Origin of the sequence: Chryseobacterium sp. C2(2020), from assembly GCF_014218915.1 — a bacterium.
GTDB classification, from domain to species: domain Bacteria; phylum Bacteroidota; class Bacteroidia; order Flavobacteriales; family Weeksellaceae; genus Chryseobacterium; species Chryseobacterium mucoviscidosis.
The window spans coordinates 1-12,637 of the sequence record NZ_JACLCT010000032.1 but is presented as its reverse complement, the minus strand read 5'-3'; the positions used below and the strand labels follow the sequence as shown (position 1 = coordinate 12,637).

Below are 12,637 nucleotides of genomic sequence, written 5' to 3'. Positions count from 1 at the left end.
AATATATTTTTATTGTGAGGAAATATGATTAATTCATGGCAAAACTTTCCAGTTTTTTCGCGTAAGAAGGTTCCTGAATCGTGGGAAGTTTTTCATCGATTATTTTTAAGGCATCTTCATAAGTGAGTTTTTGGATACCTGTTTCTTTTATAAGATCTTCGGGTAAAGAATCTATAACTTTATTCTGAATGTGTGTAATAAGCATTAGAAGATCATTACAATATATAGAAGGATTATTAAATCCGTTTTTAGAGCTGTAGCGATGAGGCAAATATCCTCCGCCACAAACTTCATGAATAGGGCAAGCCAAGCATTTTTTTGGTAACATCTGCTTACTATTATAATATACATCAATAAGATCGCTTTGGAAAATATCGTCGAATTCGTTCGTGTGGAGATTAAATTTATGTTTCGTAAAGCTTTCGCCACATATTTTTAATACATCTAAAGACTCTATATCTCCGTTAGTTTCAATAACAGCTAATTTGTTATATCCCTTTCCTGAACTTTCAGTACCGTTTTCTGATCCGAAGATATAATTAATATAATCTTCAAATTTTATTACAGAAACTTTGTTTTCATCATCTTTGAGATTATACCAATAGTCAAATAATTCTATCAGCCATTCTGCATTTTTAAGTTTGGGAACCTGATCTATACTATCATAGTTTTCATCCAGTAAAAGAAGATTGATGATAGAAAAACCTAAATTTCTATATGTTTCATAAAGTTCAACCGGAGAAGACATGAAATTAATAACAGATAAACAGCCTAATTTGTAATCTAAATATTTATTGGCAACATCCATTCCCTTCTTCACTCTGTCAAATGTACCTTTTCCCTTTTTATCAATCCTGAATTTATCATTAACTTCTTTTCCTCCGTCTAAACTTACTCCAATCCCAACACGATATTTGCTAAATAACTCACAGTGTTCTTTGCTTAAAAGCATTCCATTAGTCTGCATAGCAAATAGGATTTCTATATCATCATTATGTAAAGAATGTAGCGTCTGAAGAAAAAAGGTAATATCCTTTATGTTCATTAATAGAGGCTCTCCGCCATGTAACACAACAAAGAATTTTTTTAATGAGTGCTTATGGCAATGATTTTTTATCTTTTCTTTGAGGGCCAGAATCGTTTCCTTAGACATAAATTTTGGCTGAAGTTTATAAGATTGGTCTGCGTGATTATACATATAGCAGTATGTACAGTTGATATTGCATCTTCCCGCTACTTTTACTACAAGTGCTTCTATATTCATTGGTTACTAGGTTTTTAAGAATAAAAAAAGAAGAGAAGGATATACATAAGAAGCATATCCTTCTCATATCTATTAGAAGAAAGTTTTAATAGTTCTCTCGTGGATAATTCTATCATAAACCACTTCAGAATAACCGATTACTACCGGTCCTGCAGCTCCCATCCTGTTTTCAGAATCCAATTGTAAAACAGCTTTTTTTAGAACATTGTTCTTGATTAAACCAGAATTTTTTGCTAAGTTCTTAGTTTCTTTTTTGTTGAATGTAAACATGTTAAATAGTTTTTTAGGTTAAACAGTAGAATCATAGTTTAAAGAGTATAATTCCTAGATTTTCACTCTTGCTTGCAAGCGGGATATTTATTTGTAGTTTTCATACATTGTACACTATATGAAGAACTACAATCAAATCTTTTAATTGGCTCTCTTTTTCTCTTCTTCGTTACTTAGTTTTCTGGATTGTATTTTTAGTGTTTTTCCAAAATTCCAATTTACGGAGATTCTTATTTTTTGAGTATCACGATAATCAAAGTTTTCCTGTTTTATCCCATTTACAACCTGTGTAAATGTCATTTTATAGGTTCGGAAAATATCCATTATGTTTAATGCTATCTGCAGTTTTTTTTCCAGAAGTGACAACTTTAATCCAGTATTGAAATAATAAAAAGATGACATTTTATAGCTGTTCGCAATTGAAGGCGACTGGTAGTTAAAACCAAGTTCTGCTTTTAATGTTTTTGCGGAGTTCAAAGTGAAGCTGTTGTTAGAACTTACTGATGCGCTCCATCCTGAAAGGTCTGTCAGGGTATTGGGAATATCTGACATTGTTTTCGTATAGAAAATATTTGCCTGATTATTACTTTCCCACCATTTCCATTTATTGAAAAGATAACTTTCCAGTATCCCCAGATTTATCTGCTTATAAAAGTTACTCGGTATGATCGCCTGAACGGGATTATCTGCCGAAACATATGTAACCTGATCAAAACCATTATTGATATAGCTTAAATATGCCGAAGCATAATTGTTTTTATAGCTGTATGATATTTCAAAGTTATCTGTAAAATAGGGTTGTAAAAAAGGATTTCCCTCTCCATAATTATATTTTGTAGTATAAAATCTGAAAGGATTCAGATCAGAATAAGTTGGGCGGTCAATCCTCCTGTTGTAATTAAACCCAAATACACTATTTTCATTCATTAAATAGTTAATATATAGAGTGGGAAACAGCTTAGTATAATTATTTTTATTTGCTTGGTCTAATGTTTCGGAATAGCCTTTTGTTTGTGTGTTTTCTAATCTAAAACCAAGCTGCGTTTCCCATTTTTTTGAGAGTTTTTTACTTCCGGATAAATATATTGCCTGTGTATTTTCCTTATAGTCAAAAGTATTACTTTTACCGAAGTCTAAAAAAGGATTGCCATTTGTTGTATTAAAATATAAAACATCACTTTTATTATTAATAAATGAAACTTTCGCTCCAAAAGATAGAGTTACCCATTTCAACGGAAATTCTATATCAGCTTTTGAAGAATAAATTTTAATATCTTGGTTACTTAAATTATTTGCCGAAAGAAATGTCTTAGCATTATAATCACCGGGCAAATACGAAGATGTAGAAAACTGATTATCTGCATTAGAATTAAACGTAAAGTAATCTAAATCAAAAGATATCTTTTTTCCAGTACTATCTAGTTTTGTAATCGTATGAAGATTAACTGCATGATTATATTTTTTCAAACGTAAATCTGAGGGAGTAATTATCAGGGAATCTAATCCTTTCTTAGAGCTTATTTCAGAAGAATTATTCCCTTTTCGAATAGGATTATTTATACCTCCTAAATACTGTATTCCAATAGTCGTTTTTTTGCTTATCTCATAATCCAAGGAAAACCGGCCACTTAAATTATCTCTAAAACTTCTTGATTTATTAGTTTCAAACCAGGTATAACTTGGATAATAAAGTGTATATTCCTGATAAGGTGCTATACTTCCGTTTTCATAATCAATATTTGTACTGAGGGTAATCTTTTTCTTTTGATAATTTAGTCCTGCTCCATAATTTCCCATAGAATAGGTAGCTTGTGTATAGCTGGTTTTTAGGTTTCCGCTAAGATAATTCTCCTTTGCTTTTTTTAGTTTAATATTAATAAGACCGCTGTTTCCTTCCGAATCATACTTTGATGGAGGATTTGTAATTACTTCAATATTTTTAATATCTTCAGATTTAATACTTCTCAAAAAACTCAAAAGATCATTTTCCGAAAGCTGGATAAGCCTGTCATTTACCATGATAGAAACCTTGCTTTTACCAATAATGCCTATTTGGTCATTAACTACTTTTACACCAGGAATAATTCCCATGGTTTCCAAGGCGTCACCACCACTTGCGGAGATAGAATTTTCTACATTAAAAACCAATCTGTCTATTTTTCTTTCAATTAATTTCTTTTTACCAGCAATACTTACGCCCTGTATTTGCGATTCTTTTAGTTCTGAAATCAAATTTTCGGTTTTATTTTCTGTAATACCAATCTCTTTCTTTATAATTACTTCTCCGTCCTTTACTACTGATAATTTATAAGTACCCTTCTCTGGAACAGATATTTCATAATTTCCGTTACTATTACTTATTGTATTCTTTTTTATATTTTCTTTTATTAAGGATATTTCTGCGTATGCAATTCCCTGATTTTGGGAATTGACAACTAAGCCGCTAATTGTCTGGCTTTTTATAAAAATTCCGAAGAAAATAAATGTTAAAAAAAATAATATGTTTTTCATGATTAACATCAAAGATAATGAGCCGTTTTTTTTTGTTAGCTACACAAAAGTGTAGTTTTTAATAGAGTCTTTAAATACTACACTTCTGTGTAGAATATCCAAGTCATAATTTTTTACTAGATAAATATTTTTTTTAAGAAAGTTCTTTAGACTTTCATGCTCTAAAATAATTGGAATGGTTTCAGAACCTAAATAATGAATAGAATTAGTAATATGATGAGCATTTATACCTAAAATTTTTAAAATTTTTAAAAGTTTAGCATCACATTCAGCGACGGCTAATGCATTTTCTTCACTGCATACATCCTGAATGGCAAAAGTCATTAGTGTTTTAAATAAATTAATTCCTCCTTCTTTATACCCTTTTTTAATTGCAAATCTTCCGATATGCCAAATATTGTATTGCTCACCATCGAGAAAACTGCTTAACTTAACAGAAAACATTTTTTCAACAGGCAATATGTCTTTCATATTCCATTTTAAAGTTCTTATAGACCCAATGATTTGATTATTATTTTGTGCAACAATTATTCTTGAATTGGAAAAACTTTTTTCTTCATTCAGAACATATTCAATTTCCTTTCTAATAAAACTTGGATCATGACAAAAATTTTCATTGTGGTGTGAGAAATTTTCCTTTACAACAAATTCGGCAAGCTTCCTTAATTCGGACTTTTCTAAGACTGAAAAATTAATAGTTTTCATGGTTTAGTGATTTTTAATTAAATTTATTTTGATTTTTATGGGATGTTACTACACTTTTGTGTAGATTTGTTATCAAAGACATAAAACTACACTCGAGTGTAGTGTGCTTTGGATATAAAAATTTTGTATGGATGAAATCAACCAGTTCTTTTCGGATAGAAATACTGTGAATAATCTTTCGCAGAATGAACTTCTACAGACTTTTGATTATCTGGAACCTGTAAAAGCATTTGCCCGAATTACCTATAAAAGTCTTTATATAATAGATTATCAGAAAAAAAGTTTTGATTATGTTTCGGATAACCCTCTTTTCTTATGCAGTCATACTCCTGACGAAGTAAAAGAGTTGGGTTATGCCTTTTATTTTAAGCATGTAAAAAAAGATGATCTCCAGTTGTTGCTGAAAATTAATGAAGTAGGATTTAATTTTTATGAAAATATTCCTGTTGAAGAAAGAAAACTTTATACAATTTCTTATGATTTCCATCTGGTAAAAGATTCAGGAAAAAGTATACTGATTAATCATAAGCTTACACCTCTATTTCTTAATAAAGAGGGAAAGATATGGAAAGCAATGTGTATTGTCTCTCTTTCGCAAAATAATACTTCAGGAAATATTCAGATTTTTAAAGATGGAAGTGATGATATCTGGTTATTCCGGTTATCATCAAATAAATGGGAAAAAAGTAAGAAGATAAAACTCTCAGACAGAGAAACAGAAATTTTGCTTCTTTACGCACAAGGTCTTACCATTAATGAAATAGCAGAGAAAATGTATCTTACCGCAGATACAATAAAATTTCACCGTAGAAAGCTTTTTGATAAAATTAATGTACAAAATATTACAGAAGCTTTGGCTTATGCCACTAATAACAAGCTTATTTAGCTAATCTACAATGGTTTTAAAGTAAAATTCTGGAAAATATTTGCTTTTTTTCTGAGTTACTATTTTGTATAAGAGGGTGGTACACATGCCTGCAACAAGCCAAGATCCTACTGATAGTTGAGGTGGAGGGAGGGTTTCTTTTTCATTTTTATAATCGTTTACTACTTTATGAAGCCAGAATACTTCTTTTTCTTCTTGGGCTAATTTTTCCATAACAAATTCTACAACTTTTAATTCATTCAATTGCTTATCATGGCCCAAAATTTGAAAATTTTTTCCGTTGGGGTGTATTGCGGTTACTAATCCTCCCCATCCTAAATTATAAGGATGAATAACGGGAATTCCTTTTTTTTGTGCTATTTCATCAAAAACAATAGGAATGTCTGAAGTAAAGTCTAATGCATTAAAAGCAATTTTTATATTTTTTAGGATTTTATTGACGTTATTATCATCAATAAATTCAGTTATATATTTGATATCCGCTTCCGGATTGATTTCTTTTAACCGTTTATAAAGGGTTTCAGCTTTATTTTGCTGTAAATTTTTTTCGGTAAAATTCTGTCGGTTAAGATTCGATGTTTCTACTATATCCCCGTCAATAAGAGTTATATTTTCAAAGCCAAAACGTAAAGCGCATTCTGCAATATTGCTCCCAATTCCGCATCCTGCAAGAAGAATAGGATAATTTTTAATAAGACTTTGTTCGCTATTGTTTACATAAAGTCGGTTTCTTGAGTATCTTTCGTTCATGGTGTATTAGTTTAAATTAATATTTAAAGACGAATTTATTTTCGTTTTAAAAACTAATACAATATAATCATATCAATCCAGATAAACCAAAAACCCTTCAAAATCATCATCCAGATTTTTCAGAACTTTAGCATCTTTCATTTTCTTTTCCAGACCTTCAATGAAAAAACTTTTCTCGAAAAACTGCCGGTGAACTCCCGGAAGCAGTTCTTTAAAGTAATTCATCCCGAATTTATTGTTGTGGAGATCCATTTTGGTTTCCAGAGGTTTGTTCGGGAATAATTCTTCGTGCATATCGGTGATTCTTTTACAGAATTTCAGCGCTTTCTGAGGTGAGGAGACTTTGGAGCAGTACATCGCAATAAAACAGCACCACAATGCGTGCCTGAATGCATTTCCCACACCATTGGTAGAGGCGGTTTTAGGGAATTTTTTCTGGGCAATGGTGTATGCCTGAACGGTGGCATGAAAACTGAGCAATGAGAAAACAGGATGGGGAAGAACTAGCGTTAAAAGACGGATAATCTTTTTAAAGCTCATACTTCGGATGGTACTGAAAAATATCTTGAAAGTTCTCATGAATAAAAAATCTCTCCCTAATTAGAGAGAGATTGTGTTATTTTGTTACAAATTATTATGCTTTTACAGCTAATAAATTCACTGTTTTGGCAACAGTATCTCGGATTTCTGTTCTTTTAACGATAAAATCGACAAAACCTTTTTCCTGAAGGAATTCTGAAGTCTGGAAACCTTCCGGCAAATCTCTACCGATGGTTTCACGGATAACTCTTGGTCCTGCAAAACCGATCAAAGCACCCGGTTCAGCCATGATAATATCTGCTGTCATTGCGAAAGATGCGGTAATTCCGCCAAAAGTAGGATCACAAAGATAAGCGATGTACAAAAGTCCTGCTTCTGAAAGCTGAGCCAGTTTAGCCTGTACTTTAGCCAACTGCATCAAAGAATACGTTGCTTCCTGCATTCTCGCGCCACCGGATTGACAGATAATCATATAAGGAAGTTTTTTCTCGATACAGTAATCAATCGCTCTTCTGATTTTTTCACCCATTACGGAACCTAAAGAACCGCCGATGAAAGCAAAATCCATACAGGAAACCACCATTTCAGTACCTTTTACGGTTCCTACTGCATTTCTGATGGAATCGGTAAGTTTGGTTTTAGCTTTTACTTCTTTCAGACGGTCTGTGTAAGATTTAGTATCTTTAAAGTTCAGAATGTCAATACTTTCAACATTAGCATCCAGTTCAGTGAATTTGCCTTCATCGAAAAGGATATCAAAAAATTCTGCACTTCCTATTCTTACATGGAAACCGTCTTCCGGAGAAACATAATTATTTCTCTTCAATTCATCATGTTCCACCACTTTTCCTGATGGAGTCTGATGCCAAAGACCTTTGGGAACGTCTTTTTTCTCATCAGTAGATGTCGTAATATTTTGTGCTTTTCTTTTAAACCACTCGAATGCCATATTGTTTATATAATTGATGAAAAATAAACGATAAATAATGAAAAAACTGTTTAATAGAAATCAATTATCAATCATCATTTATCATTAATGATTTTTATTTTAGCGTATTTACGTTATTTAAATCTTCAAATGCCTGAACCAGTCTCTTAGAGAAAGTTTCCTCACCTTTTCTTACCCAAACTCTTGGATCATAGAATTTTTTATTCGGTTTTTCTTCTCCTTCAGGGTTTCCGATCTGAGTTCTTAAATAATCGATATTGTTTACCATATAATCTCTGATCCCTTCTGTGTAAGCGAACTGAAGGTCAGTATCAATATTCATTTTAATTACCCCGTAATCAATCGCTTCTCTGATCTCTTCCAAAGTAGATCCGGAACCTCCGTGGAATACGAAATTAATCGGCTTCTCAGCAGTTCCGAATTTCTCCTGAACATATTTCTGAGAATTATCAAGGATTTTTGGTGTAAGAACCACATTTCCTGGCTTGTAAACTCCATGTACGTTTCCGAAAGCAGCAGCAATGGTAAAGTTATCAGAAATAGCTTTCAGTTTTTCATACGTGTAAGCAATATCTTCAGGCTGCGTGTATAATTTAGAATTATCTACATCCGAATTGTCTACACCGTCTTCTTCACCTCCTGTAACCCCGATTTCTACTTCAAGAGTCATCTGGATTTTAGCCATTCTTTCGAAATACTGAGCTGAAATTTCTAAATTTTCTTCCAGAGATTCTTCAGAAAGATCCAACATATGAGAAGAATACAGCGATTTTCCTGTCTGCTTGTAGAATTCTTCGTTAGCATCCATCAATCCGTCGATCCAAGGCAATAATTTTTTTGCAGCATGGTCTGTGTGAAGAATTACCGTTGCTCCGTAAGCTTCTGCAAGCGTATGAATGTGTTTTGCTCCGGCAATTGCTCCTAAGATAGCCGCTTTCTGGCCGTCGTTACTTAACCCTTTCCCTGCGTTGTAAGCAGCTCCTCCGTTAGAGAACTGAATGATAACAGGTGAGTTTAGTTTTGCTGCAGTTTCCAAAACCGCGTTTACGTTGCTGGAACCAATTACGTTTACTGCTGGTAATGCAAATTTGTTTTCTTTAGCATGCTGAAAAATATCAGTAACTAATTGACCTGTGGCAACTCCTGCCGGGAAAATTCTGCTCATGTTTTGCTTTTTAATATAAATTATTAGGGTGTTTTTAAATTCCTGTAAAGGTAATAATTTTTAAAATATTCTTAATTTCTTTTATCTCTTCCCCAAAGTAGCTTCTGGCGGATGGTTTCGTAGAAACTTAAGTTATTCGGCTGAACGAGTAATATCTGAAAATCCGCTTTTTTAATAACAATTTCCTGATCTGTTTCGATATGAATCAACCGCGAGTCCAGAGAAAGAGAATATTGTGAAACGCGGCTTTCGACTCCGAATTTAATTTCCACGCTGTCATTCACAACCAAAGGTCTTACATTAAGATTATGCGGTGCAATAGGCGTGATAACGAAGTTCTCGTTGTTTGGGGAAATAATCGGTCCTCCGCAACTCAACGAATACGCCGTAGAACCTGTAGGAGTGGAAACAATAACACCGTCTCCCCAGAAAACATTCAGAAACTCATTATTAATATAAGAGTCCACTGTAATCATGGAAGTGGTTTCCTTTCTGGATACCGTAACGTCATTTAAAGCATACGGGAAAAAATCCTCAAGAACAGGCGAAACAACCTGAATTACAGAACGGCGGCTTGTTTTTACATCGCCTTTCAGAATAGAATCCAGCTCTTTAAATGCTTCTTCTTTGGTAAAACTTGCCAGAAATCCTAATCTTCCGGTATTTACCCCAACGATCGGGATTTCAAGATCTTCAATGAAGGTGAGAGAATTCACAATCGTTCCGTCTCCGCCAAAAGTGAAGAAAAGATCCACTTCTTTCTCCAGAAGGTCTTTTTTATTATTAAATGTCTCAAAAATCTTTGAAAACTGAAGCGCTTCAGCCATCTCATCGTACAAAACAGATTTTACACCTCTGCTTTCCAGCTCGGAAATAAATTTGCTTAAATATAAAAAAGTATCAAGATCTTTTTTCTGAGAATAAATGGCTGCCTTCATTAGTTTTTATATTTCTATGAATTTCTGGAAAAACCCGAATCTGTCCTGCAATAAGTCTGATTTTTCATCAGAATAGTACTTCTGTACAATGCGGTAATCATATCGGTCGAATGTTTCATCAATAGAACTCAGATTTTCATTGCTGATCTTTATCGTCACCTGAATCACTTCATCCGACATGAAACTGATAAACGCGCCGTAAAATTTGGAATTATTGCTTTCCACAATATTGGCGATCTCCGTCATCGAATATTTTCTTGCCGGTGTTTCAACGGTAAGAATGGCTCCCGATTCGGAAAACAGCGGATATTTTGAAAAATCCTGAAAAATATCCTCACAGCTAATGTATCCCAAATATTTTTCGGATTTATTAATAACAGGAATCACGTTGGAATTGAAGGTATAGAATATTCTGATGCTGTCCATAATATTGTTATCCTCCAGAATGGCAAAACGCTCGATCTGATGTTCGAGGTTTTTCAGCGTCCCTTCCTCTTCATACAGGAAATCCTGTGCAATTGCACCGTAAAAATGATGGGATTTTTTGATGAAAATATGAGAATATCCAAATGCTTCTAACATTTCCCTCGCTGATTCTATCGAGTCAGAAAGGCTGAAACACGGGAAGTCTTTTGAGATATAATCCTTGATAAACATTGTGCTAATTTATAAAAAATTAAACGAAACTTTTCTTCAAAATGATAATTTTTTTCAGGAAAATAAAAAAAAATAATTTTAAAATTTGTTGGTGTAAAAAAAAAGAGTACCTTTGTCGCCTTTCATTTTTACTTTTTATTAGATTTATTTCAAACTGCACTGTCTCTTAGACATATGCAGTTTTTTTATTTTAAAGCCTTTGCAAATTCCCACATCACAATTCCTCCGCAAACGCTTACATTTAAAGAATGTTTGGTTCCCAACTGAGGAATTTCAAGGAAAGAATCAATATTCGGCAGCGCTTCATCGCTTATTCCTTCCACTTCATTTCCCAAAATCACCGCGTATTTTTTTGTTTGATCGATGGTAAAATCTGTGATCATCTGGCTGTTGGTTGTCTGCTCGATTCCCACGACTTCAAATCCCTGAGATTTTAAATCATTAATGGCGGTATTAATATCATTTTCATGACTCCAGTCTACGCTTTCCGTAGCTCCCAAAGCAGCTTTATGGATTTCGCGGTGTGGCGGCTGCGGCGTGATTCCGCAAAGGATAATCTTATGAATTAAAAATGCATCTGCCGTCCTGAACGTTGCACCCACATTGTGCATGCTTCTGATGTTGTCTAAAACTACTACCAAAGGAATTTTCTCAACCGATTTAAAGGTTTCTACATCGATCCTGTTGAGTTCTTCCAGTTTTAATTTCTGTACCAATTTTATTTTTTTGTCAAAATTAGGTATAAATATTTACGATTTTCAGATAAAAACGGATTTTGTTATTTTTTAGTACCCATGATCTGATGAACGTTTTTCTCAATATTCTGGGCAATGGTTTCCATCGGAATATCGTTTTCGTCATTATTAAAAGGATCTTCAATTTCTTCGGCAATCAGCTCAAGACTCATCAGAACATAATAAATGAATACCGTAAGCGGAATAATGTAATTTCCGATATTGATAACGTAAGCAATCGGCAGTGCAAAAACATACAGAATGATAAACTTTTTAATGAACGATGAATAAGAATACGGAATCGGCGTATTTTTAATTCTCTCGCAACCGCCGCAAACATCCAGAAAACCGGAAAGCTGGGTGTCGAGATACAGCATTTCAATATCTGAGATTTTTCCTTCTTTCTTTAACTGATTTAATTTGTGGCTCATCAGAATGATAATTTCACTCGGTCCATGATTTTTCAGCTCTTTCTCTATTTCGGAATAATCTTCATCCAAAGCCAGTCGGGTAGATTCTTTAGATAAATGTTTTGCTAAAAAGTGAGGAAAAAATTTTAAGTATCTTGCAATTTGCTCGGCATTCTGTCTGTCGTCGCCCAAAATAGTATTCACTTTTATGGCAAAATTACGAGTGTCATTCACCAGTTTTCCCCACAGTTTTCTGCCTTCCCACCATCGGTCATATGCAGTGTTTGTTCTGAAAACCAACAACAAAGAAAGCACAAAGCCTAATAGAGAATGAATTAAACCCACATTGCTGATTCCTGATTTTGAATTAAGCCGGAAATGCTCAATTTCAAGGTATTCTACACCCCACGAATATAATCCGACGAGAATCATGCTTGGAAATAATATTTTTAAAGTGTCACTTTTATGTAAGCTGAAAAGGATTTTCAGGAAATGTTTGGTGTTGTAAACTCTCATAGATTTCGTTCGTCTTACAAAGATAAAATTTTAGTTTTATCCCGACTTTACTAAAAAATTTAAAACATATGAATTGTGATTTTAAAGATGTGATTTAGAGAATATAATTAATTTTTAACGCGACGTTCGCAAAGATTTATTTGGTATTGTTAAATTAAAATATATTTCATAAATTAATATTATGAAATGTTATAAATGTCAATCATTAGATAAAGTAAAAGCGGGTTTTACAAGAGGTTTGCAAAGGTGTAAATGCAAAAACTGTGGATGCTTTTATAGTGTTGAAAGCAAATCGGATGTAAAAAGTCCTGAGCAAAGACGGCTTGCATTAGAAATGTATTT

Annotated in this window: 13 protein-coding genes; 1 reads left to right on the top strand and 12 read right to left on the bottom strand. The window is 33.2% G+C overall.

Translation table 11 applies throughout. The features are described 5' to 3' along the window. Positions 1 to 28 precede the first annotated feature (28 nt). The 4 genes from H6W52_RS16085 to H6W52_RS16070 form a co-directional block, all read right to left on the bottom strand. Positions 29 to 1,264 carry a radical SAM protein gene (locus tag H6W52_RS16085; protein WP_116099261.1) on the bottom strand — a complete coding sequence of 412 codons (1,236 nt, stop codon included), beginning with the start codon at positions 1,262 to 1,264 and terminating at the stop codon, positions 29 to 31. A 72-nt stretch (positions 1,265 to 1,336) separates the two neighbouring features. Beyond that, complete coding sequence (locus tag H6W52_RS16080; RefSeq protein ID WP_116099260.1) at positions 1,337 to 1,534, bottom strand: hypothetical protein; 198 nt, start codon at positions 1,532 to 1,534, stop codon at positions 1,337 to 1,339. 141 nt (positions 1,535 to 1,675) lie between these two features. Then, positions 1,676 to 4,045, bottom strand: coding sequence for an outer membrane beta-barrel family protein (locus H6W52_RS16075; protein ID WP_185144429.1), 2,370 nt, complete (start codon positions 4,043 to 4,045; stop codon positions 1,676 to 1,678). A gap of 39 nt (positions 4,046 to 4,084) precedes the next feature. Further along, positions 4,085 to 4,750, bottom strand: coding sequence for a hypothetical protein (locus H6W52_RS16070; protein ID WP_116099258.1), 666 nt, complete (start codon positions 4,748 to 4,750; stop codon positions 4,085 to 4,087). A 127-nt stretch (positions 4,751 to 4,877) separates the two neighbouring features. Between H6W52_RS16070 and H6W52_RS16065 the strand changes: the two genes are divergently transcribed. Then, a complete protein-coding gene (locus H6W52_RS16065) occupies positions 4,878 to 5,636 on the top strand; it encodes a response regulator transcription factor (protein WP_116099257.1) in 759 nt (252 codons plus the stop codon). Here H6W52_RS16065 and H6W52_RS16060 read toward each other — a convergent pair whose 3' ends face one another. From H6W52_RS16060 to H6W52_RS16025, 8 genes are all read right to left on the bottom strand, one after another. After that, a complete protein-coding gene (locus H6W52_RS16060; protein ID WP_116099256.1) occupies positions 5,637 to 6,386 on the bottom strand; it encodes a ThiF family adenylyltransferase in 750 nt (249 codons plus the stop codon). A gap of 72 nt (positions 6,387 to 6,458) precedes the next feature. Then, entirely contained in the window at positions 6,459 to 6,965 is a 507-nt protein-coding gene (locus H6W52_RS16055) for a DUF6973 domain-containing protein (protein ID WP_116099255.1), read from the bottom strand. Between the two features lie 55 nt (positions 6,966 to 7,020). Next, on the bottom strand, positions 7,021 to 7,875 hold the full coding sequence (accD, locus tag H6W52_RS16050; RefSeq protein WP_116099254.1) for an acetyl-CoA carboxylase, carboxyltransferase subunit beta: 855 nt from the start codon (positions 7,873 to 7,875) through the stop codon (positions 7,021 to 7,023). A gap of 94 nt (positions 7,876 to 7,969) precedes the next feature. Continuing rightward, positions 7,970 to 9,040: a class II fructose-bisphosphate aldolase gene (fbaA, locus tag H6W52_RS16045; protein ID WP_116099253.1), complete on the bottom strand. Its 1,071-nt coding sequence runs from the start codon at positions 9,038 to 9,040 to the stop codon at positions 7,970 to 7,972. A gap of 71 nt (positions 9,041 to 9,111) precedes the next feature. Continuing rightward, a complete protein-coding gene (locus tag H6W52_RS16040) occupies positions 9,112 to 9,978 on the bottom strand; it encodes an NAD kinase (RefSeq protein ID WP_087711954.1) in 867 nt (288 codons plus the stop codon). A 6-nt stretch (positions 9,979 to 9,984) separates the two neighbouring features. Next, positions 9,985 to 10,560, bottom strand: a complete 576-nt coding sequence (locus tag H6W52_RS16035; protein WP_228408181.1) for a CBS domain-containing protein — start codon at positions 10,558 to 10,560, stop codon at positions 9,985 to 9,987. A gap of 260 nt (positions 10,561 to 10,820) precedes the next feature. Further along, positions 10,821 to 11,351 carry an RNA methyltransferase gene (locus tag H6W52_RS16030; protein ID WP_116099252.1) on the bottom strand — a complete coding sequence of 177 codons (531 nt, stop codon included), beginning with the start codon at positions 11,349 to 11,351 and terminating at the stop codon, positions 10,821 to 10,823. A gap of 62 nt (positions 11,352 to 11,413) precedes the next feature. After that, on the bottom strand, positions 11,414 to 12,295 hold the full coding sequence (locus tag H6W52_RS16025; protein ID WP_087711950.1) for a bestrophin family protein: 882 nt from the start codon (positions 12,293 to 12,295) through the stop codon (positions 11,414 to 11,416). Between the last annotated feature and the right edge of the window lie 342 nt (positions 12,296 to 12,637).

What these genes read in the sequence shown, in the direction of transcription:
- H6W52_RS16085 (WP_116099261.1), bottom strand. Translation starts at nt 1,264, where the DNA reads ATGAATATAGAAGCACTTGTAGTAAAAGTAGCGGGAAGATGCAATATC.
- H6W52_RS16080 (WP_116099260.1), bottom strand. Translation starts at nt 1,534, where the DNA reads ATGTTTACATTCAACAAAAAAGAAACTAAGAACTTAGCAAAAAATTCT.
- H6W52_RS16075 (WP_185144429.1), bottom strand. Translation starts at nt 4,045, where the DNA reads ATGAAAAACATATTATTTTTTTTAACATTTATTTTCTTCGGAATTTTT.
- H6W52_RS16070 (WP_116099258.1), bottom strand. Translation starts at nt 4,750, where the DNA reads ATGAAAACTATTAATTTTTCAGTCTTAGAAAAGTCCGAATTAAGGAAG.
- H6W52_RS16065 (WP_116099257.1), top strand. Translation starts at nt 4,878, where the DNA reads ATGGATGAAATCAACCAGTTCTTTTCGGATAGAAATACTGTGAATAAT.
- H6W52_RS16060 (WP_116099256.1), bottom strand. Translation starts at nt 6,386, where the DNA reads ATGAACGAAAGATACTCAAGAAACCGACTTTATGTAAACAATAGCGAA.
- H6W52_RS16055 (WP_116099255.1), bottom strand. Translation starts at nt 6,965, where the DNA reads ATGAGAACTTTCAAGATATTTTTCAGTACCATCCGAAGTATGAGCTTT.
- accD (WP_116099254.1), bottom strand. Translation starts at nt 7,875, where the DNA reads ATGGCATTCGAGTGGTTTAAAAGAAAAGCACAAAATATTACGACATCT.
- fbaA (WP_116099253.1), bottom strand. Translation starts at nt 9,040, where the DNA reads ATGAGCAGAATTTTCCCGGCAGGAGTTGCCACAGGTCAATTAGTTACT.
- H6W52_RS16040 (WP_087711954.1), bottom strand. Translation starts at nt 9,978, where the DNA reads ATGAAGGCAGCCATTTATTCTCAGAAAAAAGATCTTGATACTTTTTTA.
- H6W52_RS16035 (WP_228408181.1), bottom strand. Translation starts at nt 10,560, where the DNA reads ATGTTAGAAGCATTTGGATATTCTCATATTTTCATCAAAAAATCCCAT.
- H6W52_RS16025 (WP_087711950.1), bottom strand. Translation starts at nt 12,295, where the DNA reads ATGAGAGTTTACAACACCAAACATTTCCTGAAAATCCTTTTCAGCTTA.